Source organism: Shimia fortis, from assembly GCF_040225985.1.
Classification (GTDB): Bacteria; Pseudomonadota; Alphaproteobacteria; order Rhodobacterales; family Rhodobacteraceae; genus Shimia.
Genome location: NZ_JBBPEU010000008.1, coordinates 42,432 through 68,205, shown reverse-complemented (window position 1 = coordinate 68,205; position 25,774 = coordinate 42,432). Strand labels below are relative to the sequence as shown.

At 57.1% G+C, this 25,774-nt stretch carries 29 protein-coding genes and 1 tRNA gene; 18 read left to right on the top strand and 12 right to left on the bottom strand.

The annotated features are described in order from the left end of the window. Nucleotides 1–171: 171 nt before the first annotated feature. From WNE31_RS12950 to WNE31_RS12925, 6 genes are all read left to right on the top strand, one after another. A complete protein-coding gene (locus tag WNE31_RS12950; protein WP_349980230.1) occupies nt 172–594 on the top strand; it encodes a toxin-activating lysine-acyltransferase in 423 nt (140 codons plus the stop codon). Next, a complete protein-coding gene (locus tag WNE31_RS12945; protein ID WP_349980229.1) occupies nt 594–827 on the top strand; it encodes a VCBS domain-containing protein in 234 nt (77 codons plus the stop codon). The genes WNE31_RS12950 and WNE31_RS12945 overlap by 1 nt, the downstream gene beginning before the upstream one ends. Further along, complete coding sequence (locus WNE31_RS12940; RefSeq protein WP_349980228.1) at nt 814–1,137, top strand: Hint domain-containing protein; 324 nt, start codon at nt 814–816, stop codon at nt 1,135–1,137. The genes WNE31_RS12945 and WNE31_RS12940 overlap by 14 nt, the downstream gene beginning before the upstream one ends. Further along, nucleotides 1,082–1,432, top strand: coding sequence for a Hint domain-containing protein (locus WNE31_RS12935; protein ID WP_349980227.1), 351 nt, complete (start codon nt 1,082–1,084; stop codon nt 1,430–1,432). The genes WNE31_RS12940 and WNE31_RS12935 overlap by 56 nt, the downstream gene beginning before the upstream one ends. Beyond that, nucleotides 1,423–1,499: transfer RNA gene (locus tag WNE31_RS12930), tRNA-Arg, on the top strand. Before WNE31_RS12935 ends, WNE31_RS12930 begins: the two co-directional genes overlap by 10 nt. Before the next feature lie 98 nt (nt 1,500–1,597). Beyond that, nucleotides 1,598–2,953 carry a tyrosine-type recombinase/integrase gene (locus WNE31_RS12925; RefSeq protein ID WP_349980226.1) on the top strand — a complete coding sequence of 452 codons (1,356 nt, stop codon included), beginning with the start codon at nt 1,598–1,600 and terminating at the stop codon, nt 2,951–2,953. A 368-nt stretch (nt 2,954–3,321) separates the two neighbouring features. Here WNE31_RS12925 and WNE31_RS12920 read toward each other — a convergent pair whose 3' ends face one another. From WNE31_RS12920 to WNE31_RS12900, 5 genes are all read right to left on the bottom strand, one after another. After that, entirely contained in the window at nt 3,322–3,531 is a 210-nt protein-coding gene (locus WNE31_RS12920; protein WP_349980225.1) for a hypothetical protein, read from the bottom strand. A 10-nt stretch (nt 3,532–3,541) separates the two neighbouring features. After that, on the bottom strand, nt 3,542–4,537 hold the full coding sequence (locus WNE31_RS12915; protein ID WP_349980224.1) for a hypothetical protein: 996 nt from the start codon (nt 4,535–4,537) through the stop codon (nt 3,542–3,544). A 50-nt stretch (nt 4,538–4,587) separates the two neighbouring features. After that, nucleotides 4,588–4,950, bottom strand: coding sequence for a hypothetical protein (locus tag WNE31_RS12910; protein ID WP_349980223.1), 363 nt, complete (start codon nt 4,948–4,950; stop codon nt 4,588–4,590). 86 nt (nt 4,951–5,036) lie between these two features. Beyond that, the gene (locus WNE31_RS12905; RefSeq protein ID WP_349980222.1) at nt 5,037–5,732 is read right to left on the bottom strand and encodes a hypothetical protein; all 696 of its coding nucleotides are present in this window, start codon (nt 5,730–5,732) and stop codon (nt 5,037–5,039) included. Between the two features lie 658 nt (nt 5,733–6,390). Beyond that, nucleotides 6,391–6,954: a recombinase family protein gene (locus WNE31_RS12900; protein ID WP_349980221.1), complete on the bottom strand. Its 564-nt coding sequence runs from the start codon at nt 6,952–6,954 to the stop codon at nt 6,391–6,393. Nucleotides 6,955–7,106: 152 nt separating this feature from the next. Between WNE31_RS12900 and WNE31_RS12895 the strand changes: the two genes are divergently transcribed. The 9 genes from WNE31_RS12895 (at nt 7,107) to WNE31_RS12855 (ending at nt 19,768) form a co-directional block, all read left to right on the top strand. Beyond that, nucleotides 7,107–7,850, top strand: coding sequence for a hypothetical protein (locus WNE31_RS12895; protein WP_349980220.1), 744 nt, complete (start codon nt 7,107–7,109; stop codon nt 7,848–7,850). Between the two features lie 156 nt (nt 7,851–8,006). Further along, nucleotides 8,007–10,028: a type I restriction-modification system subunit M gene (locus WNE31_RS12890; RefSeq protein ID WP_349980219.1), complete on the top strand. Its 2,022-nt coding sequence runs from the start codon at nt 8,007–8,009 to the stop codon at nt 10,026–10,028. After that, nucleotides 10,025–11,374 carry a restriction endonuclease subunit S gene (locus WNE31_RS12885; RefSeq protein WP_349980218.1) on the top strand — a complete coding sequence of 450 codons (1,350 nt, stop codon included), beginning with the start codon at nt 10,025–10,027 and terminating at the stop codon, nt 11,372–11,374. The genes WNE31_RS12890 and WNE31_RS12885 overlap by 4 nt, the downstream gene beginning before the upstream one ends. Continuing rightward, entirely contained in the window at nt 11,371–12,216 is an 846-nt protein-coding gene (locus WNE31_RS12880; RefSeq protein ID WP_349980217.1) for a hypothetical protein, read from the top strand. The genes WNE31_RS12885 and WNE31_RS12880 overlap by 4 nt, the downstream gene beginning before the upstream one ends. After that, nucleotides 12,213–15,176: a type I restriction endonuclease subunit R gene (locus WNE31_RS12875; RefSeq protein ID WP_349980216.1), complete on the top strand. Its 2,964-nt coding sequence runs from the start codon at nt 12,213–12,215 to the stop codon at nt 15,174–15,176. The genes WNE31_RS12880 and WNE31_RS12875 overlap by 4 nt, the downstream gene beginning before the upstream one ends. A 749-nt stretch (nt 15,177–15,925) precedes the next feature. Beyond that, entirely contained in the window at nt 15,926–16,282 is a 357-nt protein-coding gene (locus tag WNE31_RS12870; RefSeq protein WP_349980215.1) for a potassium channel family protein, read from the top strand. Nucleotides 16,283–16,418: 136 nt separating this feature from the next. Next, nucleotides 16,419–18,605: an excinuclease ABC subunit UvrB gene (uvrB, locus tag WNE31_RS12865; RefSeq protein WP_349980214.1), complete on the top strand. Its 2,187-nt coding sequence runs from the start codon at nt 16,419–16,421 to the stop codon at nt 18,603–18,605. Between the two features lie 3 nt (nt 18,606–18,608). Continuing rightward, nucleotides 18,609–19,118, top strand: coding sequence for a hypothetical protein (locus tag WNE31_RS12860; RefSeq protein WP_349980212.1), 510 nt, complete (start codon nt 18,609–18,611; stop codon nt 19,116–19,118). 281 nt (nt 19,119–19,399) lie between these two features. Then, nucleotides 19,400–19,768: a hypothetical protein gene (locus tag WNE31_RS12855; protein ID WP_349980210.1), complete on the top strand. Its 369-nt coding sequence runs from the start codon at nt 19,400–19,402 to the stop codon at nt 19,766–19,768. A gap of 13 nt (nt 19,769–19,781) precedes the next feature. Here WNE31_RS12855 and WNE31_RS12850 read toward each other — a convergent pair whose 3' ends face one another. Beyond that, nucleotides 19,782–20,060 carry a TFIIB-type zinc ribbon-containing protein gene (locus WNE31_RS12850; RefSeq protein WP_349980209.1) on the bottom strand — a complete coding sequence of 93 codons (279 nt, stop codon included), beginning with the start codon at nt 20,058–20,060 and terminating at the stop codon, nt 19,782–19,784. Between the two features lie 159 nt (nt 20,061–20,219). On the opposite strand from WNE31_RS12850, the gene WNE31_RS12845 reads away from it, so the two are divergent. Continuing rightward, the gene (locus WNE31_RS12845) at nt 20,220–20,711 is read left to right on the top strand and encodes a HugZ family pyridoxamine 5'-phosphate oxidase (protein ID WP_349980208.1); all 492 of its coding nucleotides are present in this window, start codon (nt 20,220–20,222) and stop codon (nt 20,709–20,711) included. 13 nt (nt 20,712–20,724) lie between these two features. On the opposite strand, the gene WNE31_RS12840 is transcribed toward WNE31_RS12845, so the two are convergent. The 5 genes from WNE31_RS12840 to WNE31_RS12820 form a co-directional block, all read right to left on the bottom strand. Then, nucleotides 20,725–21,312, bottom strand: coding sequence for a rhodanese-like domain-containing protein (locus tag WNE31_RS12840; RefSeq protein ID WP_349980207.1), 588 nt, complete (start codon nt 21,310–21,312; stop codon nt 20,725–20,727). A gap of 40 nt (nt 21,313–21,352) precedes the next feature. Continuing rightward, entirely contained in the window at nt 21,353–21,862 is a 510-nt protein-coding gene (locus WNE31_RS12835) for a hypothetical protein (RefSeq protein WP_349980205.1), read from the bottom strand. A 13-nt stretch (nt 21,863–21,875) separates the two neighbouring features. Beyond that, nucleotides 21,876–22,283 (bottom strand): universal stress protein, encoded by a 408-nt coding sequence (locus tag WNE31_RS12830; RefSeq protein WP_349980203.1) that lies wholly within the window; start codon nt 22,281–22,283, stop codon nt 21,876–21,878. Nucleotides 22,284–22,313: 30 nt separating this feature from the next. Next, nucleotides 22,314–22,721 (bottom strand): universal stress protein, encoded by a 408-nt coding sequence (locus WNE31_RS12825; protein ID WP_349980202.1) that lies wholly within the window; start codon nt 22,719–22,721, stop codon nt 22,314–22,316. A gap of 72 nt (nt 22,722–22,793) precedes the next feature. Further along, nucleotides 22,794–23,114 (bottom strand): antibiotic biosynthesis monooxygenase family protein, encoded by a 321-nt coding sequence (locus tag WNE31_RS12820; protein ID WP_349980201.1) that lies wholly within the window; start codon nt 23,112–23,114, stop codon nt 22,794–22,796. Nucleotides 23,115–23,278: 164 nt separating this feature from the next. On the opposite strand from WNE31_RS12820, the gene WNE31_RS12815 reads away from it, so the two are divergent. Together WNE31_RS12815 and WNE31_RS12810 are read left to right on the top strand one after the other, a co-directional pair. After that, the gene (locus WNE31_RS12815) at nt 23,279–23,950 is read left to right on the top strand and encodes a hypothetical protein (RefSeq protein WP_349980200.1); all 672 of its coding nucleotides are present in this window, start codon (nt 23,279–23,281) and stop codon (nt 23,948–23,950) included. Continuing rightward, nucleotides 23,922–24,374, top strand: a complete 453-nt coding sequence (locus tag WNE31_RS12810) for a hypothetical protein (protein ID WP_349980199.1) — start codon at nt 23,922–23,924, stop codon at nt 24,372–24,374. The genes WNE31_RS12815 and WNE31_RS12810 overlap by 29 nt, the downstream gene beginning before the upstream one ends. A 25-nt stretch (nt 24,375–24,399) precedes the next feature. On the opposite strand, the gene hisD is transcribed toward WNE31_RS12810, so the two are convergent. Continuing rightward, nucleotides 24,400–25,707, bottom strand: coding sequence for a histidinol dehydrogenase (gene hisD / locus WNE31_RS12805; RefSeq protein WP_349980198.1), 1,308 nt, complete (start codon nt 25,705–25,707; stop codon nt 24,400–24,402). Nucleotides 25,708–25,774: the final 67 nt, after the last annotated feature.

Genomic DNA, 25,774 nt, shown 5'->3' with positions numbered 1-25,774 from the left:
AAAGGCCCGCGTTGCTACGCAGGGTTTTCGGCACGTGATTCGCGGTGGTTTATTCCTTGTCGCAAGCCCCTAAAAAGGGGCAGGCAGGCAAATGAGCAACCACACCCCCGGCGCGTCCGGGCGCGCCGTCGGACCCACCGACGATGATCTGCTTTTCATCGGAAAACTGCATTGTCTCGACAGTTTTGCTCCGTGCATGGCCAGCTGCCAGCAGCCACCCTGGCGCGGATACACTATCCGGCCCTGAACCGTGGGTGCGTGCGGTTCTTCACAAATTCCGACGGCAAGATGGCAGCGGCTCTGATCTGGGCGCGGCTTGACCATAGTGTCACCAAGCGCCTGTTGCAGGACAGGATCCCGCCAACCGAGGCCGAATGGACCGCGGGCAACACCCTTTGGCTTCTTGATCTGGTTGCCCCGTTTGGTCACGGCAAAGATATCGCGCGCCACATCGCACGCACGCCGCCGGAAGAACCGTTCTATTTCGCCCGCCTCAATACATCGGGAAAATTTCGCAAAATCGTCCGGGGCGATGACACCGTTGTCAAAGGGCGGGTCACCACCTGGCATGGACTGCCCGAGACTATGTTCTAATGGGTACTCCCGACGCAGTAACCGAAGACGTCGATGTCGTTGGCGGCCTTCTGACCTCCAGCGGCGATATCGACTATTTCCTTGGGGATGACACTGGCGAATGGACGGCAGAGACGATTTCAGGGGCCTATGGCAGTGCGCTAGAGATCGACGCGGACGGCAACTGGAATTACACTGCGCTGAACGACCATCCCGCAGGGCCCGCGTCCTGTCCAGGATTTGCGCGCAGGTGATCTGGTTCTGACACGTGACGATGGCCCGCAAATGCTGCGTTGGATCGGCGGCGCTACGGTGGCCTTGCGGGACCCTGATCTGGTCGCAAATCTTAGTCCAGTGCGCATCCGCCCCCATGCCATCGGCCCCGGTATCCCCGCGCAAGATCTTTTTGTATCGCCGCAACACCGCATTTTGATCTCGCAGACGGATACAGCGTTGCTGTTTGGCGAAAGCGAAGTATTTTGCGCCCCAGCGCATCTTTTGAAACGGGGTGACGATCACCCGGGAACCCGCCCCATCCGTCACCTATTTTCATCTGCTGTTTGACACCCACCAGATCGTCGCCAGCCACGGGTGTTTCACCGAGAGTTTTTATCCGGGCACGGTTGATCTTGACCGGCTGGAGCAGGCCCAGTTGCGAGAGCTATTTCGCCTGTTCCCCGACCTGGCGACCCTGCCGCATAGTTATGGCCGCCTCGCCCGGATGAGCCTGCGCAGCCACGAGGCGCGGCTGATCCGGGTCCGCATCCTACCAGACGCCCCCAGCGCCCCAAACCAGGGACAGAATCCCTCTGGGCAAAGCGCGCAGCTTGGATTAGGTAACGGGCAAGCGGTCCCTTAGCTCAACTGGATAGAGCAGCTGACTTCTAATCAGCAGGTTGAGGGTTCGAGTCCTTCAGGGATCGCCAGTCAAAAAATAATCAACAAAAACATTGACATAAAGCATGTGGTTACCATCACATGTGGCGAAACTTACACCACACAGGTACACCACGCAGGAGTTCCCATGAGCCATCTGGACCAACCTCGCGGAGAAGGCACCGCCTACCGATTCCGCATGAAGACGCCGCGAAGTCTCCAAGGCCGACACAACCCTTGGACCAACAAACCTTTCGGAACATGGATTATTCGGAGCATGAATGGAGAGAGGCACAGGCCGTCAGCGGAGCGGTTGGCAAAGGTCTACCATGCAGACGTGATAAGGCTTGAAGCTGAATATCAAGCTGCTGAAAGATATTCGCCGGAACGCGCCAAGCTATGGAACGAGGCATCTCGAACAGATAAGGACAAGGAACTCGTCCGAGACCTCATTTATGAAGAAATCCAAAAGGCCCCTAAAGACAAACGGGAAGCTTTTTCTAAGGCAGCGCTTGCTTCCAGCCCACTACTCAAAGAAGCGGTTCCTGACTACATCGCCGCCCGTTCGGAGGGTAACCCTTACGGCTATGCCCCACTTGCCAAGTCCACCATTGCTGACCTCAAGGCAGCCTTAGGTCACCTGTCACGCTTCCTAGGGGTGCCCCTTGAGGAGATTTACATGGGTGACCTGAACAGGGACAACATGCTGGTGTTCAGGGGCGAACATCTCCCCAAGCAAATTAGCAAACGTACGGGTGAAGGGTTGGCCCCCGCCACAATCGAAAAAATGATGACTGTCCTTCGCAATCTATGGCACTGGGCACAAGAACACCGAGGCCTGCCAACAGGTGTTACTCCATTCGACTTGCCCAAAGGCATCCGCAGGGAGCGCCCCCAGCCAAAGAACAAGCGACGACCGTTTGAACCCTCAGAAACGAGGAAGGTACTTTCCAACGCCCCCTCAGGTGAACTCCTTGGGGATATCTTCAGGGTCGCTCTGGTCACAGGTGCGAGGGCCTCCGAGGTTGCCAAAGTAAAGGTGGGTGACACCAAAGACGATGGGTCTGTTTTCTTCATTGGCGAGGGTAAGACCAAGAATGCTAGAAGGGTTGTCCCTGTGCCGGAGGTCGCGCAACCGCTCATTCAACGCTTGAGGAAGGCCGCGAAAGATGCAGGCGAAGACCGTCTGTTCTACATGACGCCGCTTGCACCTCAGACAGGGAATGCCAGCGCACTGTCAAAGCGGTTCACGAGGTTCCGGCGTGAGGTTCTCGGTGCGGCGACAGATGGTCAACTGGACTTTCACTGCCTTCGTCACACTTGGAGAACTACGGCCAGACGTGCAGGCCTGACCATTGATGATACACATGACCTAGGCGGCTGGGCCAGTGTGGGAAGGACATCAAACCCCTATGACCACGGATTGAACCTCGAGCAGCTTGCTGAAGCACAGGAGCGGGTAGCCTCCCTGTTGGCTATTGACGGACACCTTGAAGGGTTCTGAGGGAGGTTCGCTGTCACTCAAATCCAGTGAGGTACGACCCCCGACCTTCGGTTCAATCCGATAAAACTGAGACTCGTCGCTTCGCAGGGCCAACTTGTAGAGGCCGCTTTCTGAGGAAAGGGAGAGGGAAGGTTGTTTCTTTCCAAACAGTTGAGCAAGTCTAGTACTTTGCGCATTAGACTTCCGCAGCACTTTCCGTTCATCTTTGCCGAGGCCGCTTTCGGAGATGAGGTTGACGGGACGTGCTACCCCCAAGCCTAGTGAGGTTCGACCTCTCATGGTCTTCTCGTCCTCGTTTAGCGGCTGAGGCACTTGCCCCCGAAAAATCCCCTCACCACCACGAAGGCAGCAAGGGGATAGGTGGTCACCTACTCAAGGTCACTCTCTTTGAGCCAGCGTGTGGGCTGGGTTTGGTCTGCATTGGCCTGAGCGGCCTTTGCTTTCTCATACTCAACCTGCTGCGCTCGGTAGGCTGCATGTTCGGCCATCGCTTTGGCGGCAACCTCGGCACACGAGGGCACCCCTGAAGTCAGCTTCACGGTGCCCGTTGATTGGTTGCACTTTGGATTGAACGTCATGGCCAGCCCCTCAGATGAACCGAATGAGCTTCTGACGCACGGCCACATGCCATGAGACCATCGCCCCGTCGATGTTCACCAAAAGGCGACCATTAGAACCATCCTGAAAGGCATATCCAGCCTCCCGCAAGGCGTCCTTCACCTCCGCCGTGTTGTACTTGTCGGCCTGTTCCAAGAAGGAGGCGGCGAGATCATCAAGACCAGAGGTGTCGTTGTTCAAGAACAGTGCACGGGCAACCTCAGGCATCTTCTGGGCCTCGTGAGGGTTGGCCGCGAGGAAGGCCTCGAAGGCGTCATCGTTGGTCACCCCGAGGTTGGCCATGTGGTCCATTGCGCTGTCATAGAAGCCCTGATGCGCGGCGATGATCTGCTCAAGCATTTGGTCAGGTTCAACCTGAGCCATTGAAGCCATGCGTGACAGGGTATTCTCGGAGACCTCGCCAAGCTGGATGATCTCATCCGACGCCCTGATCAAGTCGGAGGGCATCACAGAGTCAATGAGAGCCGTCATGGCTGCTTCTCCTTCATCCCCGATGTGGAAGCCACCTTCCGAGGTGTCAGCCTCAGGGGCCTCCTCAGCGTCTCCCTGAGGGGTTCCCTTCAAGGCTTCTTGAGCGGGGTCCTTGAGGGCCTTAGGGCGCTGGGCATCCGAGAAAGTACCGTCGGGGTTTCGTACCAGATAACCAAGCTGGGCGGCGACCTCAGCGGCTGTGGGAATGCCCTCGGGTAGCATGACTTGGTCTGAGCCTTTGACTGCACGGTTGACGATTACGCTCCCGCCCTCGGTCTTTGCCGTGGCGAGAACAGAGCCTGAGGAGCCTTCGTCTTGGCCTGCGGTGTAGGAGGCCCCCTGCGTGGTGACGATGGAGGCAGACCCATCTCCGTTGCTTCGGGTTTCAAAGCCCATGCCACCGACGACGTGCTGGGGTTTGCCTCGCTGGTCTTCTTGGGCGAGGTTGCTGGTGGATGCCTGGGGGGTGCCTGCGGCGGTAATCCATTCGGACATGATATGTTCCATTCTGTTGGAGATTTGAGTGGTAGAGGAATGCGGCTGTGTCAGTCGCGTGTGATGAAGAAATCTTGGTCTCGGGCGACAGTGCGGAGACCAGCAAACATGAGGGCAGCGAGAACTTCGGCGCGGGAGATTTCTTTTCCGGTCACCTCAAGGTGCCGCTTCTGGAGAACCTCAATCACGGCCAGATGCTCGAAGCGGGCGCGGATGTTCGTCCATGCTGCCTTGTCCTGTTCCTTCCGAGAGCGGACCTTGTCAGCGATGGAAGTTTCAGCCGCGATCACCTCGGCGGGTGTCAGCGTGGCAAAGGCCTGTCGGCGGAGAAGACGCGACCAGCCATAACGGTTGTCTCGTCCCACTGCGGTGGCTTTGGTGCCCGATGGGCGGGTGTAGTTCTGCTCGAACATGGGGTTTCCTTTCGGACATAGAAAAGCTCCCTGCAGGTGGACCTGAGAGAGCGAACATGTGGATTTGGTTGTGGTGGGGGCAGTGTTCAGAACGGGAGGTCGCCATCATCAATGACGAGATCACCCGTGTACGGTTCTGCAGGCAACGCACCACGGATGTTCACCCCGGAACGGCACCAACACTTCCCGAGACCCGCGCGCTCATCTGCACATAGGCAGAACTCGACTTCGTCTTGCGCTATTGGCGTGTGAATGTGCATCGGTGGATAAAGACCAACGGGCCTGAGTGGGTCTAGCTCTTCGCCTGTCTCGCTCTGGTCTTTCTCGGTGATGGTTTCTCGGAAGACAGGCTCCAGCTTGGTTTTTTCCTTTCGAGCGGGAGACCATGACGATGGAGGCAGACCCTCAAGCACATTTTCGGTCAGCCAATCGGTGAACTGAATGGTCATGATCGGGTTGCGCCCTCGGTGCGTCTTGTTGAGCAAATCGAAGACAGCTTGGGGAGAAACCAACACGGAGCGATTGCGATTGAGGTTGCCTGAGGGGAACCTGAAGGGGGTGTCGGTGATCTTGATCTTGTCGGGGTGGGCTATCCGACCAAGGGGCCTAGAATACCCATCCTTCTTTCTGGGCGGCACACCTGCAGCTTCCATTGCGGAAGGACCATACAGCCAGATGTTGTTTGCGGTTTTGATGATGTCGATGTCCTTTCCATTGAAGGTCAAGACTTCATGTCGATGGTCATCACCGAATAGCGGTTTGTTTAGGGCGTCCATGATCATGGGGCGGTTCCTATTAATACTATAAGGGTAAGGGTGGGTTTTCTGGGGGGGGTATTAGGGTGATCATCTCCTCCGTGGGTCTCTCTCAGGCGATAGCCGTGTGGAGGTGCCCGTGAAGGTGTGTCTGATGGTAAGCCTGCAGGATGCAGGGACGCGATCAGGTGATAATCAGGTGCAGCGTTAGGCGTGGCTTCCGCTGGGAAGACCACGACGAAGTCATCCACCCTAGGGTCCAACTTTAAGGTTCAGCCCTCAGGGTCTCATTAAGGTGTTACTACTACGTATGCGGAGGGCGGATTATCGGGTCCGGTCCGGTCTGCTTGATGTTCTGCTCCAACTTGTGAAATGAACTGTCTCCGCCCTGCCACTCGGACAAGCACAAGGTAACCCGCCCAGCAACCGGAAGGTCACCGGAACGGGCAGCGTGAACCAACAGAAAGGAAACGGATGGGGTGCCCCGAGGTGAACCAGCCGCCGACACACACACTTGGGTTGAGGTCGATGGGTTGATCTGCACAAACAACGAATGGACGTCTGGTCGGTTCCTATAGGGCAAGGGTGGGGGTTAATTGGAGCAAGTCCACTTTGGGTTCAGCCCTCGGGGTCACTTGAAGGCTACTACTACGTATGCGGAGGGCGGATTAGCGGGGTTTGCCCTTCACCCCACCTGCTGTTCCAGTATCCGGTAGACCGTCGATCTTGCCACGCCCACCTCACGGGCGATCTTCGCGGGTGCCATACCATCAGCCTTAAGGGACACAATCCGGTTCACCTTCTCGGCTTCCATAGGCTTCCTGCCTTTGTAGAGGCCAGCCGCTTTGGCCTTAGCAATTCCCTCCCGCTGACGTTCCAGCATCATGGCCCGCTCAAACTCGCCAATGGCTCCGAGCATGGTGAGCATCAGCTTGCCGTTGGGCGTGCCCGTATCGAGGCCCATATCGAGGACGCGAAGGCTTGCCCCACGGGCCTCAACGGTCTCCGTGATCTCCAACAGATGCTTCGTATTGCGGGCTAGCCTGTCGATCTTGGTCACCACAAAGACGTCACCGTCTCTGAGGTAGTCCAGAGCCTTGGCAAGCTCGGGCCTGTCGGCATCAGCACCAGAGGTCTGTTCCTTAAAGATGCGAGTGCATCCTGCTGCTTCAAGGTCTCGCTGCTGAGCCTCATAGCCTGCTGTCTGGTCTACTGTCGATGTGCGGGCATATCCGACGGTACATGTCATGGTGATGCTTCATCCTGTCCGAATTGACTTAAAGGCTCTTATCGGAAAGCGTACGATAATTGTCAACACCATTTAAAAGGGACGCCCCTCGAGGGTTTCCAGAAGCGTCCGAAAGACCTTGCCCAAATCGGACGGCCCTCGCGAGAAATAGATTGTCCGAACTTCCCAAGTTCCTGTCTTACGATGACAAGAAAGCGAGCGCCTTCTTTGCTATGTTGGGGCCAGCAAAGAAAAGGATTCAGATGTTTCGCATTTTTCGTTGGACTTCAAAATCTCTCTTGACGTTGCTTCTGCTGGCGTCGCTTACCCTGAACATTGCGACGGTCACCATAAGTGGCGTGTACACGGCTGTGTCTTCTGCTGCATCTGCAGTCGGATTAAGTACCGTCGCCGCTAGGGAAGCCAGTCAGAAGATCGCGTCCAGAAAAGCCTCTCGGGAAGTTGTGCGTAAAACGTCAAAGCGAGTTTCATCAAGAATGGCGAAATCCGGGGCAAGAAATGTTGCCACGTCGGTTGGCGAGGCAATTCCGCTTGTGGGCGTAGCGGTTATTGCAGGCGGCTTGGCTTTGGAGGTTCAAGATGCTTGTGACACAGCGCGCGATATGGCGGGCTTGGAAGGGGCTTTGGATAACCCCGATGACCCGGCAGCAGGGCAAAGACAAGCAATGCAGAGTTTCAACTGTGCTGACTTGATACCTGATGTCGAAGATTTGCCGACCACAAAAGAACTATGGGCTGGAATGCTGTCTGCACCGGGAAAAGCATGGTCAGCTGCCTCAGGCTATATCGAAGACCTACCTGCTATTGACATTTCTGGTCGCTCAGAGCGCGCCCTCATTTATGCTGGTCAACGGTTGGAGTACCTTGGAAATTTGATCTGGGGCAGCGAAGAATGATACCCTACGGGGGTGACAGCGAGGGCTGCCCTATCAATCTCCGGCTCTCAAATTTTTTCGGCAAAACAAAACCAACTTTGAGTCGTCGTACCCATTGACTTGCAACCCCCGGCTGATTCAGCAATCGTATTCAAAAGTCATTTGAGAAGGTGAGTCATGAGTTCAACTGACATCAAGTCGCTTGGGTCGTTCGTTTGGTCCATTGCTGAACTGCTTCGGGGGGACTTCAGGCAGTCCGAATATGGTCGAGTGATTTTACCCTTCGTCGTGCTGCGCCGCCTTGACTGTATCCTCGAAGCGACCAAACAGGATGTTCTCAGAATGGCGGATTCCCTGCCGAATGAGATGGATGATGAAGCGCGGGATACACTGCTGTCAGGCGTGGTTGGACAGAACATCCAGCTGTACAACCTGTCCCGATTCACCTTTGCATCGCTTAAAGGGCAAGACGCAAAGGACATCCACAAGAACCTGATTGATTACATCACCAAGTTCTCGAGCGCTGTGCGCGACATCTTCCTCGACAAGTTCTTGTTCACCGACCAGCTCAAGCGCCTGAATGATGCCGGGCTTCTGTACCAAGTATTTGATATCGTATCTCAACAGGATTTACACCCAGATAGAGTTTCGAACCTAGAAATGGGTTATCTGTTCGAAGACCTTATCCGCCAGTTTTCGGAAATCTCGAATGAGACCGCAGGGGAACATTACACGCCCCGTGAAGTCATCCGTCTGATTGTCTCGCTTCTGCTGGCCAACGACACGGATGCGCTCACCGGCTCTGGCGTCATTCGCCAAGTGTATGACCCGGCAGCGGGCACGGGGGGCATGTTGTCGATTGCCGAAATGGAGATGCAGACGCTGAACGACCGCATTCGCGTCGAACTCTTCGGGCAGGAACTGAACCCCGAGTCCTTCGCAATCTGTAAGTCCGACATGCTGGTGACGGGTCATAACCCCGAGAACATCGCCTTTGGCAACACGCTCACGCAGGACGCGCACAAGGGCAAATCCTTTCACTATATGCTTTCCAACCCGCCTTATGGCGTGGACTGGAAGAAATACGCAGACCCGATCAAGGAAGAGGCCGCTGAGTTGGGCCTTGAGGGGCGCTTTGGGGCAGGTCTCCCGCGTATCTCGGATGGGCAACTTCTGTTCCTGCAGCACATGATTTCGAAGATGCGCCAAGACGAACAGGGGTCTCGCATTGGCATCGTTATGAACGGGTCGCCCTTGTTCACCGGAGGAGCCGGGTCGGGCGAAAGCGAAATCCGCCGCTGGATGCTCGAAAACGATTGGGTCGAGGCGATCATCGCCCTGCCCACCGACCTCTTCTACAACACTGGCATTCAGACTTATGTCTGGCTGCTGACCAACCGCAAGGACGCCGTGAGACGCGGCAAGGTGCAACTGATCGATGCCAGTGGGGAACGCTTCTGGAAATCCATGCGTAAATCCCTTGGGTCCAAGCGGAGGGAAATCCCGGAGGATGCCTGTAACGAGATCGCCGACATCTATGCCAAGATGCTGAACGGCAGTTCCGGCTGGGGTGAGTTCTCGAAAATCTTCGACACGACCGACTTTGGCTATCGGGAAATCCGCGTAGAGCGCCCTCTGAAGCTGGCCTTTGCTGTCACGCCTGAAGCACTCGAAACATTGCGTGAGGCGAAGCCTTTCCTCAGGCTGGATGAAGGTGTCCAAAGCCGCGTTCTAGAAGCGCTGGAGGCATTGCCAGCGGATGAGCGATGGATTGACCGAGAGGACTTTGACAGGGCACTTTCCGCGGCTCTGAAGGCGTTTGACGTCAAGGTGGGCGCACCTGTGAAGAAATCCATCCTGTCCGCGCTGTCGGAACGCGATGAGGATGCCGAGGTCTGCATCGACAAGAAGGGCAACCCCGAACCCGACACCGATCTGCGCGATCACGAACTGGTGCCGCTGAACGAGGACTGGCGTGCCTATGTCGCGCGCGAGGTTCTGCCCTTCGTCCCCGATGCTTGGGTGGATGAGAGTCACACCGACGCGCAGGATGGCGGCGTCGGGCGTGTCGGGTATGAGATTAACTTCAACCGCTACTTCTACAAATACGTGCCACCCCGTCCGCTGGAAGACATCGACACCGAGTTGAAGGCGCTGGAAGCAGAGATTGCTGGTTTGTTGGCGGAGGTGGTTGAGTGAGTGGCGCGATCATCGACTTCTTCCCGCAGACTAACCATTTGAAGGGCAATTATGTTCGTCTCGGTCTGGTGTCCCGCATATTCTCTGGCGGCACACCAGACAAAGGAAATCTCGATTACTGGGAAGGCGGCGACATTCCTTGGATCGGTTCTGGAGAGGTGAACCAGGGAATTGTGCAGAACCCTACCGCCCACATCACACGACAGGCAGTAGAGAGGTCCGCGACCAAACTCTTTCCGAAAGATTCGCTGATAATGGCGTTAGCAGGACAGGGAAAGACGAAAGGCACAGTTGCGCGCATGGGGATAGACGCATACGGCAATCAGTCTTTGGGGTGTATCTCTGACTACTCGGGGGAAAGCAGGTTTCTATACTGGTGGCTGACTTCTCTGTATCGCGAGATTCGAAATCTTTCGAGTCAGGAGACGCGCGATGGTCTAAATCAGTCAATGCTGGGGCAGATTCCCGTTCCGTTGTTTGACCTCGCGACCCAACGCCAGATTGCCGACTTTCTGGACCGTGAGACCGCAAGAATAGACCTGCTGATCGAGAAAAAGCAGCGGTTGGTGGCGTTGCTCGCAGAACGACAGGTGGAAGCCTTAGAGGCTGCCGTCCTTGGCGGGGCCAACGTGCAGAGAGGCAATGGCGGTGAGTGGTTATCCGATTTGGCGCAGGGGTGGCGCTTCATTCCGCTCAAGCATTTCGTCTCTTCCAAAGGGGGGGCAACTCCATCGAAAGACCGCGATGACTTTTGGGTCGGGGAAATTCCTTGGGTGTCTCCAAAGGATATGAAAGTGGACGTTATTGAGGATGTTCCAGATCACGTGTCAGAAGCAGCGGTTAAGGGTTCTGCTTTGTCGCTGATTCCAGAGGGTGCGGTTTTGATCGTTGTCAGAGGGATGATACTTGCGCGATACGTTCCAGTGTGTCGGCTGGGATGTGAGGGCACAATCAATCAGGATATGAAGGCACTTATTTCCGACAATCGAGTGGCAAGCAGTGAGTATTTGCAATTGATGCTTCAGGGCTTCTCATCTGTCTTGATGACGTTCGTTGAGGAAGCGGCTCACGGAACAAAAAAGCTGCGGTCAGATCAACTGTTCAATATGAAATTTCCGGTGCCACCGTTGGATGTCCAAGCTGGAATCATCCGAAATTATCTAGCAATGCGAGATCACAACAAAAGCCTGCAAGAAAAAACCAACTCCTCCATCGACCACCTCAAAGAATACCGCTCTGCCCTGATCACCGCCGCTGTCACGGGTCAGATCGACGTGACGACCTACGCCAAATCCGGCACCCCCGACCGCCACCTCGACGCCATTCAAGAGGAGATGGGCGCGTGAGTGCGACAATGGTTGAGTTCTCGGACGAACGCCACTTGAACGATCTGAAAAACGTTCAAGCTCAGTTAACCCTTTCCAACATAATGACGCCGCGCCACGAGTTCATCTGCTGCACCGCCAACGAACCCGCGCAAAGCGTTATGGAACGCGTTCCAACGGTCTTTGATGCGGTTCCCGTTATCGATTCCGCGAACGCGGCAGATACATCTGCCCCAATCATCGGCCTTCTTCATCGCGAGAAAGTCCCATTCAGAAACAAGACTATTCGTGCCTCCGATTGTCTTGATGGTTCTGCAATCACACAAGCGCATCCGTCGAATCGGAACCTCTTGGTATACATTCACGGACTGACAGGGCATCCGGTGGAGTTCGTTCAAGAAGAGGGTCAGGTCGTCGGGCTGGTAACGCCATATGACCTTGAGCGCCTTCCTGTGAGAACCGCGCTTTTCGCTCAGATCATCGATGTAGAGCGGCTGATCGGTGATCTGATAAGGGAAAGCTTTCCTGATACGGATGAGTGGGAAAGGTTAATCTCCCCGAACCTGCGCGACGAGTTGCAAAAAGGCTTGGCGCGTGCTCGTGGTGCTGAAAGTTCTGGTCATGCAATCCTCTCTGTGGGGTTCGGCGTGAAGCTCGATCTGCTCACCCATTGCTTCGACGGGACGCAGCACAGGTCGTGGGTGATACAAGAACGCCACGAAATAAGGATATTCCGTAACAACATTGCCCATGGCGCGCCGTTCCCGGATGTGATGCAGTTGCCCGAACAAGTGCGAAATCTGATACGCCTACGCACACTCATTTCAAATCGCATTGCCGAACTCAGAGATCAGCATTCATGACCGACACCCACACCACTGTCGACATCCATCAGGAAAAGGTCTTTGAGGCTCACATTGTCGCCTGCCTGACCTCCGAGCAAGGTTACATCGAGCGCAATTGCCCATCGCACTATGACATCGCCCATGCGCTTGATACGGCGCTGCTGTTCCGCTTTCTCAGGGAGACCCAACCTGAGGCATGGCAGACGCTGGAAGATCACTACAGCGCGCAGGCAGAGTCGGAGGTGTTGAAGCGTCTTGAACAGGCGCTAAAGCAGAACCCGACCCATGTCGTGCTGCGCGAAGGCATCAAACTGGTGCCGAACATCCGCTTTTCCTTGTGCTTCTTCAAACCCGCCTCGAACCTGAACCCCGACCTGACCCGCCTGTATGAGGCGAACATCCTTTCGGTGATGCGGCAGGTGGCCTATTCTGCAAGGAACAAGAACGCGATTGACCTCGTGACCTTCGTGAACGGAATTCCCGTCACGACACTTGAGGTAAAGAACCTGCTGACCCAGCAGACCTTCAAACATGCCGAACGCCAGTATCGCAAAGACCGCTCGCCCGCAGGGGAACCTCTGTTGACCTTCAAGCGGGGCGCTATCGTGCACCTTGCGGTGGACCAAGACAACGTCTCGATGACGACCCGCCTTATGAATGGGAAGACCCGTTTCCTGCCCCTAAATAGGGGCCGTGATGGCGGTGCAGGCAACCCAGATGTGCCCGGAGAGAACCGGACGGCTTACCTTTACAAAGACCTGCCGGATGGCAAAGCGGTGCTGTCGCGCGAGGTGCTGCTGGACCTTATAGGCCGCTTTATTCATCTTGAACGCGGTGGTGGCAAGGAAGTGCTGATCTTCCCCCGTTTTCAACAATTGGATGCGGTGCGGAAACTTCTGGCCGATGCGAGGGCGCATGGCGCTGGGCAGAATTACCTCATCCAGCACAGTGCCGGGTCTGGCAAATCAAACACCATCGCGTGGACCGCGCACCAGATCATCAACCTGCATGACGATGACGACAGGCCCTTGTTCGATACCGCCATCATCGTGACTGACCGTCTGGTGCTGGATAGGCAACTGCAGAACGTGATCGGCGGCTTTGCCCAAACCGATGGCGTGGTGAGGAAGATCGACGGAACCTCCCGCGACCTTAAGAAAGCCATTGAGGACGGTGCCCGCATCATCATCACGACCATTCAGAAATTCGGAACGGAACACCTCGCGGCGATCTCGGGGCAGTCCTCAAAGAACTTTGCGGTGATCATCGACGAGGCGCACTCTTCGCAATCCGGGAAGGCGGCGCAAGCAATGGCAAATGCGTTGACCCGCGAAGCCGCGAGTTCGGATGACATCGAAGACCTTATCCTTGCCCATCAGAAGGCCAGAGGTCCGCAGAAGAACATCTCGTTCCTTGCTTTCACAGCTACCCCAAGAAACGTCACGCTGGAACGGTTCGGGCGGCTTGGTGAAGACGGGAAGCCACACCCGTTCCATCTCTACTCGATGCGGCAAGCGATTGAGGAAGGGTTTATCCTCGACGTCCTGCAGAATTACACAACCTACAAAGCCTACTACCAGTTGGAGAAGGCCATAGAGGATGACCCAGAGTTCCGAGGCCGGAAGGCACAGGCACGGGTGGCCCGCTACGCCTCGCTGCATCCGAGCGCTATAGACCAGAAGGTTGAGGTGATTGTCGAGCACTTCCGACGCCATGTATCCAAAGAGTTGGGCGGCAAAGCCAAGGCCATGGTGGTCACCCAAAGCCGCGAACACGCGTTACGCTACTGGCTACAAATCAACGCCTATATCGAGGACAAGGGCTATCCTGATTTGAAGGCGCTCGTGGCCTTTTCCGGTGACAAGGACGTGGACGGTCAAACTTGGACCGAGGCAATAGCAAACGGCTTCCCGGAAACGGAGTTGCCCAAACGCTTTGATGGGGATGAGTTCCAGATACTTGTCGTCGCTGAGAAGTATCAGACGGGGTTCGACCAACCCAAACTCGTTGCGATGTATGTTGATAAGAAGCTGGCGGGGCTGCAGGCGGTTCAAACACTGGCAAGGCTCAACCGAACCCACTCTGACAAAAAAAGAACCTTCGTCTTCGACTTTCAGAACTCGATGGACGAAATCAAAGAGGCGTTCGCGCCCTTCTTTGAGGTTTCAGAGTTGGAAGAACGCACCGACCTGAACCAAATTTACGATCTCGAACAACGCATCTCTGGCTCCTCCTACGTGGTCAGCGACGAGGTCGAGCGGTTCGCCAATCGTTTCTTCAAGGGTGAGCTTGGGGACCAAGATCGGCTCGAACTGGAAGGTACGGTTCGGTTGGCCGTCGCGCGGTTCGATCTGGATGAAGATGACGCGCAAAAGGAAGAGTTCCGGCAGCTACTAAAGAGTTTTGCTCGGTTCTACAGCTTTGTTGCGCAAGTGGTGAAGCTGAGCGACCCATGGCTTGAGAAGCTCTATGCTTACTGCTCGTGGCTATCGCGCTTGCTCCCGTCACGGGATGTGCCACCGGACATCGACGTCAGCGACGATATGCTCGAACTGTCCGCTTTCCGGCTACAAAAAGAAGCGGAAGGCAGCGCATCACTGAATGCTGGCGAAACTGCCACGCTATCACCTATCAGCGAGTTCGGCGTGAACCCATATACCGTGGAAGAAGAGAAATCCCTTTCCGAGATCATCGACTCATTCAACGAGCGCCATGGCACGAATTTCTCGCGGGAGGACTTTCTGCGGTTTGAGCGCGTGAATCGAGAGGTTCTTGATGACAACATGCTGGACATGATGCGCAACAATCCGGCTGATGTGGTCTACAACGCATTCTCGCAAGCGTTCTTTCAAGGAATGGTGAAGATGTTCCAGCAGGACAACGAGATGCGCAACGTGGTGATGACCGACAAGGAAGCCCGAGAACAGGCGACTCGTCACTTCTTCAAGAGGGCGCAGAGGCAGGCTATGAGCGGATAGCAAGTACAGCCACTCGAAAATTACCAATTTTTGCAGATGACCAACTACTATCCTAGAATGTAGGAGAAAATATGACACAGTATTATCGAAGAACCGCACTTAGCCTATTGGCGTTGTCGGGTGTCTATGCGGCCCTACTAGCTTTTTTGCTATACGTCAGCGTCAGTATTGGACAGATTCAAAACCTATTTGCGACGGTGTTGTGGCTTTCGTTGACTCTTTGGTGTGGTCTTTCCGTAAAGCGAGGATCGAACAAAGCTAGGAAATGGGCGATCTTTCTATTTTTTGTCCACATCCTAGTCGGTCTTTTCATGATAGTATTTCCGAGCGTCTACGGATTGGAGCTTCCTATCTTATTTGTCGTCCTGATCTCAATATTCGGATTATTCAACGCACTGAAAGCAGGCAAGGATTAGCCTGTTCGCCCGTAGCACGGTGGCGTATGACTTTCGCTGCTTCCAATTGGTAGCGAAAAAGAGACTGGGTAGTGTATCTTATACCACACACAACTTACACCACACTAAAGTGAATTTTATTGTTTTACTTCATACACTTAAAAGAAAAATAGGGCTAACAACAACCCCTCCTTCAGGGATCGCCATTTTCGTCCCCACATGGGCCATTTCTGTCCGCTGCAAGGGAACGGCTATGCCACTGGTCAATATGACGTGGTAGGTTTGGCGAATGACGCGTCCGCGATGGGTCGCAGGGAAAATCACATTCATCGACACCAACAGGAGACCTTTTTCATGTTCAGCCTTGCCATCACCGTCTGGCGGCTTCTGGTCGCAATTGCCCGATCCTGGGAGTTGCCCGAGTTTCGCGCGGCACTGACTCTTTCCATCATGATTCTGTTGTCCGGCACCCTGTTCTATCGCAGCGTTGAAGGCTGGGGCTGGATTGACTCGCTCTATTTCAGCGCGACCACGATTTCCACCGTAGGCCTTGGCGATCTGTCGCCCCAGACGGATTTAGGCAAGACGTTTACTGTGCTCTATATCTTCGTCGGCGTGGGCGTTTTTGTGGCGCTGTTTTCGCAATTCGCACGGTCGCTGATCGGCTTTGACAAGCCTGTCCGCAAGGACAACATGGATGGCAAAAGCTGAGCCAGCACACGGCACGTGACCAGCGGTGAGTTCCGTATCCCGCAAAACGTCGAACCTGTTCGCACGCCCGCATCAGAACGGGGGTTGAAAGAGAACAAAAAGAGACCAAAATACCTCTTAACCAGAGGAATCCTCAATGCCCTATGCCCATTCCGACAAATCCGTTCCCGTGAGCCAGCCCATTCCCGTTCTCGAAAAGCTCGAAGGCGGCAAGCGCTTTGTCATGGCGAGCGAGTTCGAACCCGCAGGAGACCAGCCCACCGCCATTGCCGAGATTTCGCAGGCGATCAATGAAGGTGAACGCAATCAGGTGCTGTTGGGGGCGACGGGCACCGGCAAGACCTTTACCATGGCCAAGGTGATCGAAGAGACCCAGCGCCCGGCGATCATCCTTGCCCCGAACAAGACACTCGCGGCGCAGCTTTATGGCGAGATGAAGGGGTTCTTCCCGGACAACGCCGTGGAATATTTCGTGTCTTTCTACGACTATTACCAGCCCGAGGCATATGTGCCGCGCAGCGACACCTACATAGAAAAAGAAAGCCAGATCAACGAGCAGATTGACCGCATGCGCCATTCGGCCACCCGGGCGCTGTTGGAACGGGATGACGTGATCATCGTCGCCTCGGTCTCTTGTATCTACGGCATCGGCTCGGTCGAGACCTATTCGGCGATGACGCAGGATCTTGAGGTCGGCAAAGAGTACGATCAGCGCGCCGTGATGGCCGAGCTTGTCGCCCAGCAATACCGCCGCAATGATCAGGCGTTCCAACGCGGGTCGTTCCGCGTGCGGGGCGACAGCCTTGAGATCTTCCCCGCCCACCTTGAGGATCGCGCCTGGAAACTGTCTTTCTTCGGCGAAGAGCTTGAAGCGATCACGGAATTCGATCCGCTGACCGGCGAACGCACCGGCACGATGGAAAAGATCCGCGTCTACGCCAATTCGCACTATGTGACGCCCAAACCGACGCTGAAACAGGCGGTGATCTCGATCAAGGAAGAACTGCGCCAGCGTCTGGATGCGCTGGTGGCTGATGGCAAGCTGCTCGAGGCGCAGCGTCTGGAACAGCGCACGAATTTCGACATCGAGATGCTTGAGGCGACCGGCCACTGCAACGGGATCGAGAACTATTCGCGCTATCTCACCGGTCGCGCGCCGGGCGAGCCGCCCCCCACCCTGTTCGAATTCATCCCCGACACCGCCATAGTGTTTGCCGATGAATCCCACGTCTCGGTGCCCCAGATCGGCGGCATGTACAAAGGCGACCACCGGCGCAAATTCACGCTGGCAGAACATGGGTTCCGCCTGCCCTCGTGCATGGACAACCGCCCGCTCAAGTTTGAGGAATGGGACGCCATGCGGCCCCAGTCCGTCTTTGTCAGCGCCACCCCGGCCGCATGGGAGCTGGAGCAGGCCGGTGGTGTGTTCACCGAGCAGGTGATCCGGCCCACCGGCCTTCTGGACCCCGAGGTCGAGATACGCCCAGTCGAGATGCAGGTCGACGACCTGCTGGACGAGGTGCGCAAGATGGCCGATCAGGGGTTCCGCACACTGGTCACCACGCTGACCAAACGCATGGCCGAAGACCTGACCGAATATCTGCACGAACAGGGCATCAAGGTGCGCTATATGCACAGCGACATCGACACGCTGGAGCGGATCGAGATTCTGCGCGACCTGCGTCTTGGGGCATTTGACGTGCTGGTGGGGATCAACCTGTTGCGTGAGGGGCTGGATATTCCGGAATGTGGTCTCGTCGCCATTCTGGACGCCGACAAAGAGGGCTTCCTGCGCTCTGAAACCTCGCTGATCCAGACCATTGGCAGGGCCGCGCGCAACGCCGAGGGGCGCGTCATCATGTATGCCGACCGCATCACCGGATCGATGGAACGTGCGCTGGGTGAGACCAACCGCCGCCGCGCCCGCCAGATCGCCTATAACGAGGAGCACGGCATCACGCCGGAAACGGTCAAGAAAAACGTCGAGGACGTGCTGGCCGGTCTGTATGACGGCAATGTCGACATGAACCGCGTCACCGCCCAGATCGACAAGCCCCTGCACGGCGGCAACCTCGAAGCCGTGCTGGACGGGATGCGCACCGACATGCGCAAGGCGGCCGAAAACCTTGAATTCGAAGAGGCCGCCCGCCTGCGGGATGAAATCAAGCGGCTTGAGGCGGTGGATCTGGCCGTCGCGGACGACCCCATGGCAAGGCAGTATGCGGTCGAGGCGGCGAGCGAACAAGCCGTCAAGTCACGCGGACGGTCATCGGCTGGCCGCGCAGGGCAGCGTGGCGGGAATGTGAAGCGACGGAGGCGGTAAAAAATGAGCACCACACCTGCGCTGGAACTTGCGAGTTCTCTACGAAATGGGCTTTTGGCCTGGAAATCGGAAGACCCTCACGTCGATCGCCGCGCCCTTTCAAAGGCGATACGCGACAATTGGGATCGGAGAATAGGAAAAGCTAAGTTTGGCGGTGTTTGGTCTATTTCACTGGCAAAGACAAATCTTGCTCACCCGGCATCTACCGAAGCGTTGAAGATAGCTCGCGAGGAGTGGTCAGGGTTTACGGTCACAGTTGAGCATGCCGTTCCAATTGCCGTTCTTTTTGACGCCTTTTGGGCAGCAAACAGCGACCCCAAACTACAAGAGGTTATCGATGCCTACTTTGTCGCCGTGGTTACGAAGTCGGAAGACGAAAGGCTTCGCAAATCAGGTTTGGCCAGCAAGATGCCGCCGAATTGGAGTTGGGGCGATGACACTTTTGCGCGCTGGGCGATTGCAGGAATCTCTGTTTCAACCGCTGAACAATACCTCAAGCCAAATCACTATTGATTTCACAGGTCGCCACAATTTAGGTCGCGCCCGACCCGATGGGTGGGGGCGGGTCGCGCACATACAATCATGCATTGGTCATCCGTGGCGCGAGGTTCACCCTGCCTCACCAATACAAATCCAAACGGCGGACTGAAGCCCGCCCTACCATCTTCCGTAGACCGGGCTTTAGCCCGGGATACCCTTTGCCATTCCTCCGCACCACCCTATCCTCCCTCCCTATGCGCCCCCTGATCCTCGCTCTCACCCTCGCCGCCCCCGCCCATGCTTGGGAGGCGACCATGGGCGCGGTCTGCACCCTGAGCCACGAGACCGGTGCGGCGCGTATTCACCTCACCTATGACCCGTCCAAGCCGCTCTACACCCTTGCCATCACCCGCAAGGATGCGCCGTGGCAAGAGGCATCGTGGTTTGCGATGGCGTTCAGGGGCGCGCGGGATCTGACGATCTCGACCGAGCGCCATGCGCTCTCGGAAAACGGCCAGACGCTGAACGTGACAGACAGGGGGTTCGGCAATGTGCTGAACGGGTTGGAGTTCGGCCAGACGGCCACGGCCTTTACCGATACCCAGCGGGTCGATATCCCGCTGGACGGGGCCGCGCCCGAGGTTCGCAAGTTTCGCGATTGCGCGGGCGCGGCGCTGTCTTAGGCAGGACGCTGGGTCAGAAATCGAAGATATCTTCCAGAAACCCGCCCATCTTTTTCTTCTTGCGGGACTTGCCCTTGTAACTGTCACGGTAGTCGTCGCGATACGCCTCGCGGGCCGGCTCACGATGTTCGCGCGGCGGCGGGGGCGGTGCGGCGAAATCGGCAGAGCGTTCGATGATCTTGTCCAGTTCTCCCCGATCCAGCCAGACCCCGCGGCATTGGGGACAATAGTCGATCTCGACCCCGCTGCGATCGGTAATGACCAGTGGGGTTCCGTCTATGGGACATTTCATGCGCGTCTCCTTTTGCTCAAGGCTCATGACAGTGAGATATGGCGCGGGGGTGGAATGTCATCCGTAATACTGCGTAGCCGTGTGCCGGAACGTCTTGCAGGAGGCGGTCAGGCGGGTTGCCCCTAGACCTTGGGCGCGCGCCGTGCCAACAGTTTTACCATGCCAGAGATTGACCCTTTCCAGACACCGGACGACGCGGCGCGCGCCCTTGCGCGGCGTCTGATTGATGACGCCACCTACGGCGCGCTGGCCGTGCTGACACCCGAAGGCACGCCCTCGGTCACGCGCATTGCCGTGGCCACCGACAAGGACGGCACGCCTGTCACGCTGATCTCGACGCTGTCGACACATACGCCCGCGCTGCTGGTCGATCCACGCTGTTCGCTGCTGCTCGGGGAGCCCGAGGACAAGGGTGACCCCCTGACGCATCCCCGTATCACGCTGGACTGCCGCGCCGTTTTCCTCGATCGCGGCACGCCCGGGCACACAAACCTGCGCGCGCACTATCTTGCCCAGCGTCCCAAGGCGAAGCTTTACGTGGATTTCGGGGATTTCCGGTTTGTGCGGCTTGAATTGCAGACCGCGATGCTGAACGGCGGCTTTGGCAAGGCATTCCGCCTCACCGCCGCCGATTTGCAGCGCGCAGAATAACCGCGCGGGCGCGTTACTTGCTGACGGTCAGGCCCAGCAGACGCCAGGCCTGCATGCCACCGCGATAGTAATGGATTTTCTCGGCCGGATAGCCCGCTTCTATCATGCGCCGGATCGCGGTCGGGGATTGCCCACACCAGTTGCCGTTGCAATACAGCGCCACCGGTTTGGCCCCTTCGCAATCGAACCCGTCAAAATCAATTTCGCAGCCCAGTTCATCCAGACGATCGGCAGCTTCAGTATATGGGATGTTGACCGCGCCGGGGATGGCGCCATCCTCGAACCAGTGGCCCACACGGCTGTCGACGACAATCGCCTCGGGGTCCTGCAATAGTTCGAGCAATTCCAGTTCGCCGATCGTGGTAACGCCCGGCGCCGGTGTCATGGGTTGCACACAGAAGTTCGGGCAACTGCGCGACGTCTTGGCCCAATCGCCTTCCAGCTTGTTTTCCGTGTCCTGAATGCGCGCAATCTCGACCGGGCCGCTTACTGTTTCCACCGTCACGGACAGGATATCGGGGCGAATGCCCACCTCTCCTTCTTCGGCGAACACAGGCACAGCCGCGAGCGATGCGGCCAGAACGCATAAAAATTTCTTCATCTCAAGTCTCCTTTGGGGCTGCCCGCACCACCGGATTTTTTCAGGGCACGAGTTCCGGGAACTTGGCCACCTCGTCGGCGATGGGGCCAAAAAAGGTTTGCTCTGCCTTGTTGCCGCTGCGCAAAAGCTCTTCGGCACGGGACACGTTGGTCGCATAGAGCGCCTCTGCCTCGGGCATGGACGCGGGCGTCACGGCCTTGAGCCGGTATCCATCCGTGCGGACCCGCCCTTTGGACGAATCCGTATTGGCCCGCTGAAAGGAGTAGAGGTTCCGCCCGACTCGTGTCAGGGCCACCTCAGCCTCCCAATAGCTGGCATTGTTCGCCAAGAGCTTGGACCCGTTGCGATAGACCTGGCTGAAACAGTCGATCCGATAGACCGGCTCCACCTTGAGGCAGGTTCTGAACCCGGTGTCGAGGATCGTCACAACACGGTTTGTCTGGTCGTGGGACAAACCGGACCCGTCGGCCCCTTGCGCCAAGGCCGGTTGCGCCGCAAAAGCAGCGCAGGCAACAGATGCGGCGGCCAGATGTCGTGACAATCGTTTCAAGCCGGACCTCCTATTATCGCAGCACATGCACCGCGCATTGGGCGTGGCGCACCACGCGCGCCGCCGTTGAGCCGAGGAAATAATCGCTCAAACCCGGACGGTGCGACGCCATCACGATACAGTCTACACCGTGCTCTTCCGCCCATTCAAGAATGGTGCGCCCGGAATGGCCTTCGACCACTTCGATCGTGATATCGTCCTGCCCCGCCAGTTCGTCGCGCAGCCCCTTCGAGATATCGGCAGCGTTATGAGCAATCTGACCCTTGGGCAGTTGCTGGGCGATGTACTCTGGCACGGCCTCCATCACGGTAAGCACCGTGATCTGGGCATCGCCGTCGGACAGCAAGCGTGCTGCGGCAATGGCCTTTGGAGATGACGGATCATGATCCGATGCGATGGGAACGAGAATATTCTTGTACATGGTCTTTCCTTTCTGCGACGTATCCCGCCATCAACGCAGGACATGCACCGCGCATTTTGCATGGCGCACCACGCGGGCGGCGGTGGAGCCAAGAAAAATATCCTGCATGCCGGGCCGGTGCGAGGCAATCACGATGCAATCCACCCCGTTGTCCCCGGCCCAATCTAGGATCGCGCGCCCCGAATGACCTTCGATCACCTCTGCCCGGGCCGAGGGTAGATCGGCAGCAAATTCAGAGAGCGATTTCAGGATCGCAAATCGCGCCTCTTCGTGAAAGCCCTCGGGAATATAGTTCACCGCATAGGGCGGCGGTGTTTCCATGACGTGCAACAGCACGACCATGGTACCCGCCTCGGACAAGGCCCTTGCAACCTTCAACGCGCCTTCGATGTTGCGATCGTCGTCAAAGGAAACGGGCACCAAGATTTTTTTATACATGTAGCACCTTTGGCGTTTTAGGCGACTCTAGACCGCGCACCGTGCAGAAGCCTTGATACAGGTCAGGCCGGATCAACCGAAGTTCTTCACCACGTCATACATGACGGGTTCGAAACTGCGGCAGAGGTTGTTGATTTCGCGGTTACGCTTGCGCATCTCGTCGCTGCGCAACATCGCCTGAAAATCCTCGCGGCGCCGCCACTGGGAATAATTCGCAATGCGGGTCTGCGCATCATTCACGTGCAATCCGGCGGCAATGAAACCCGGCTGTTTGGAAATGAAGTTGTCATAGGCGTCCTGCAGGGCATCCAGAAGATCCTGACAGGTGCCGGGGGTCATTTCAAAGGTCGTAATGACGGTCTGAAGGTCGGCATCTTTGGTAATATGTGGCATCTGACTCTCCTTCTCTTGTCCCGACCTTAGCGCAGCCGGATCGAAACTGGCTAGGGGTTTCCTGCAGGGATCAAAAGATAGGCACCACCACCTGATCCGGAACGGCTCGCCAGAAATTAACCGAAAATTCACCATGCCACACAAATGGTTAAAGTGAGGTGACCATGGTAAGGCTGTTTCTCTTTCTCTGTGTCTGCGCGGTCCCGCTGAATGCGGGGCCGTGGTCACGCGGGGCGGGCAACAGCTTTGTGTCGCTTAGCTATGAAACACCGTTCAAGACCCCAGCAGATACGGGCTATGCGTCGCTTTATATCGAACGCGGGCTAGACGATGTTTGGACACTGGGGCTGGACGCCGGATCGGACCTCCGGGACACGAGGTTTGCGTTTCTGTTTCTGAAACGCCCGATCCAGCGGGCTGATGGCCCCTACAAACTGTCATGGGAGGCCGCCGTTGGCGCGGCGCAGCTGTTCAACCAATCCGCCCTGACCGTCCGCTCCGGCCTCAGCTTTGGGAGAGGAACGCGCTGGTTTCAGAGAGACGGTTGGGCGACGTTAGACCTTTACTACACCTTGGCCCCGGAACACGCTGTCTGGTGGAGCAAGGCCGAAGTGACCGCCGGCCTAGACCTGACAGATCGCACAAAGCTGTTGCTGCAGGCCACGGCCGAACAAACCTCGTTCGGCGGCGCGTTTCACAGTGTCGGACTGGCAGGCGCGGTGCGCCTCAGGCCCGGGCTGCACCTGTTGACCGGCGTCATCGCGAAAGATCACGCAGCTTCGCCCGTTTTGAAGGTGGGTTTCTGGCATGAATTTTCACGGCGCAAATCAAGGTGAATTGAATATTTACCCTTTTTGGCACATAGTGTCGCCAGAATCCGGCCATGGACATCATGAATACATGGGGCATGGCATTCTTAACGGACTGAGGCAGACCATGAAAACTGTTTTGAAAACCGCCCTGATCGCAGCAGTGATCACTCCCGTCTTTGTCAACACGGCTGATGCCGGGCGCCTGACCAGCGCCTGTATGCAATCGGATCGTAAAGGCGTGTCGCGCAGCCTGTGTCGCTGCATCCAGAGTGTCGCCGACCAGAACCTGTCACGCCGAGACCAGAAACTGGCCGCGTCCTTCTTCAAGGACCCGCACAAGGCACAGCAAATCCGCCAATCCGACAACAGCAGTCATGAAGATTTCTGGAAACGTTACAGAGAGTTCGGCGGGGTTGTCGCGGCCAGCTGCAGCCATTTGAAGAAGTAATCCTTCTCGCAAAGTGGTGCGCCCGTCAGGACGCACCATTGACCGAACGCTTAACCACAGGCGTCATTTTCCCGAGCCGGATTTCGGCGCTGCGGGCGTGACCTTCCATACCCTCATGCCGTGAAATCGCGGCACTGACGCGTGCCAGGTCAGACAGGGCTTCGGGCGCGACCCGCTGCCACGTCACGGTTTTCAGGAACTTGTGCACCGACAGCCCACCGGTATAGCGCGCGGCCCCCGACGTGGGCAGTACATGATTCGGACCTGCCGCCTTGTCCCCGAAGGGCACCGTGGTGTCCTCGCCCAGAAACAGCGATCCATAGCTGCGCAACCTGCCCCTCCACCACTCCAGATCCGCCGCCTGCACATGCAGGTGCTCGGGACCATACTGGTCGGCAAGCTGCGCCATCTCTTCACGGTCCGAGCACAGAATGATCTCGCCCAGCGCGGCCCAGGCGCTTTGGGCATTCTGGCGGTTGGGGTCCGGCAAATCCGCGATCATCACGGGCACCAGTGTCATGACGTCCCCAGCCAGGTTTGGATCGGTCGTTGCCAGCCAGACCGGCGAATTGAATCCGTGTTCTGCCTGCCCCACCAGATCGCAGGCCACGAACTCGGCATCTGCGGTACTGTCCGCAAGGATCATGGAATCCGTCGGCCCCGCGAACATGTCGATCCCCACCTCACCGAACATCTGGCGTTTGGCCTCGGCCACGAACTGGTTGCCCGGCCCCACCAGAATGTCGGCAGGCCGGGCCCCAAACATGCCCCCCGCCATTGCGGCCACACCTTGTACCCCGCCCAAGGCAAGCGCACGATCCGCCCCGGCCACCCCCATCGCATAAAGGATTGCCGAAGGAATCCCCACATCCGGGCGCGGCGGCGAACAGGCGGTGATATCCGCGACGCCCGCGACCTTGGCGGTGGTGATGCTCATCAACGCGCTGGCGATATGGCTATAGCGTCCGCCCGGCACATAGCACCCCGCCGCCCCCAACGGGATCAACCGTTGTCCGGCCCAAAGCCCCGGCCGCAATTCGGTCTCAAACTCTGAAATGCTGGCCAGCTGCGCTTCGGCAAAGCCGCGGATGTTATCGTGGGCATAACGGATGTCGTCGCGTAGCTCTTGGGGCACCTGCCCTGCCGCGGCCTCCATCTGGTCACGGCCCACGGCGATCTCTCCGGTCCAGCCGTCCAGCTTGCGCGCATAGTCCCGCACGACATCTTCGCCGCCGCTGCGAATACGGGCCAGCATGATCTGAACGATGTCAGCCGTATCCGAGGTATTTTCGGGCGTAAGGCCCGGTGCGGATTTCAGGTATTGGATGGTCATGTCACGGGATCCTCGGGGCGGGAAAAGGGCGGTAGGACTTGACGCCCAACCTCCATAGTTTCACAAA

Excerpts from the sequence above, each read along its gene's own strand:
- WNE31_RS12945 (WP_349980229.1), top strand. The coding sequence starts at position 594 with ATGGGTACTCCCGACGCAGTAACCGAAGACGTCGATGTCGTTGGCGGC.
- WNE31_RS12925 (WP_349980226.1), top strand. The coding sequence starts at position 1,598 with ATGAGCCATCTGGACCAACCTCGCGGAGAAGGCACCGCCTACCGATTC.
- WNE31_RS12920 (WP_349980225.1), bottom strand. The coding sequence starts at position 3,531 with ATGACGTTCAATCCAAAGTGCAACCAATCAACGGGCACCGTGAAGCTG.
- WNE31_RS12915 (WP_349980224.1), bottom strand. The coding sequence starts at position 4,537 with ATGTCCGAATGGATTACCGCCGCAGGCACCCCCCAGGCATCCACCAGC.
- WNE31_RS12910 (WP_349980223.1), bottom strand. The coding sequence starts at position 4,950 with ATGTTCGAGCAGAACTACACCCGCCCATCGGGCACCAAAGCCACCGCA.
- WNE31_RS12905 (WP_349980222.1), bottom strand. The coding sequence starts at position 5,732 with ATGATCATGGACGCCCTAAACAAACCGCTATTCGGTGATGACCATCGA.
- WNE31_RS12900 (WP_349980221.1), bottom strand. The coding sequence starts at position 6,954 with ATGACATGTACCGTCGGATATGCCCGCACATCGACAGTAGACCAGACA.
- WNE31_RS12890 (WP_349980219.1), top strand. The coding sequence starts at position 8,007 with ATGAGTTCAACTGACATCAAGTCGCTTGGGTCGTTCGTTTGGTCCATT.
- WNE31_RS12875 (WP_349980216.1), top strand. The coding sequence starts at position 12,213 with ATGACCGACACCCACACCACTGTCGACATCCATCAGGAAAAGGTCTTT.
- WNE31_RS12870 (WP_349980215.1), top strand. The coding sequence starts at position 15,926 with ATGTTCAGCCTTGCCATCACCGTCTGGCGGCTTCTGGTCGCAATTGCC.
- uvrB (WP_349980214.1), top strand. The coding sequence starts at position 16,419 with ATGCCCTATGCCCATTCCGACAAATCCGTTCCCGTGAGCCAGCCCATT.
- WNE31_RS12860 (WP_349980212.1), top strand. The coding sequence starts at position 18,609 with ATGAGCACCACACCTGCGCTGGAACTTGCGAGTTCTCTACGAAATGGG.
- WNE31_RS12855 (WP_349980210.1), top strand. The coding sequence starts at position 19,400 with ATGGGCGCGGTCTGCACCCTGAGCCACGAGACCGGTGCGGCGCGTATT.
- WNE31_RS12850 (WP_349980209.1), bottom strand. The coding sequence starts at position 20,060 with ATGAAATGTCCCATAGACGGAACCCCACTGGTCATTACCGATCGCAGC.
- WNE31_RS12845 (WP_349980208.1), top strand. The coding sequence starts at position 20,220 with ATGCCAGAGATTGACCCTTTCCAGACACCGGACGACGCGGCGCGCGCC.
- WNE31_RS12840 (WP_349980207.1), bottom strand. The coding sequence starts at position 21,312 with ATGAAGAAATTTTTATGCGTTCTGGCCGCATCGCTCGCGGCTGTGCCT.
- WNE31_RS12830 (WP_349980203.1), bottom strand. The coding sequence starts at position 22,283 with ATGTACAAGAATATTCTCGTTCCCATCGCATCGGATCATGATCCGTCA.
- WNE31_RS12825 (WP_349980202.1), bottom strand. The coding sequence starts at position 22,721 with ATGTATAAAAAAATCTTGGTGCCCGTTTCCTTTGACGACGATCGCAAC.
- WNE31_RS12820 (WP_349980201.1), bottom strand. The coding sequence starts at position 23,114 with ATGCCACATATTACCAAAGATGCCGACCTTCAGACCGTCATTACGACC.
- WNE31_RS12815 (WP_349980200.1), top strand. The coding sequence starts at position 23,279 with ATGGTAAGGCTGTTTCTCTTTCTCTGTGTCTGCGCGGTCCCGCTGAAT.
- WNE31_RS12810 (WP_349980199.1), top strand. The coding sequence starts at position 23,922 with ATGAATTTTCACGGCGCAAATCAAGGTGAATTGAATATTTACCCTTTT.
- hisD (WP_349980198.1), bottom strand. The coding sequence starts at position 25,707 with ATGACCATCCAATACCTGAAATCCGCACCGGGCCTTACGCCCGAAAAT.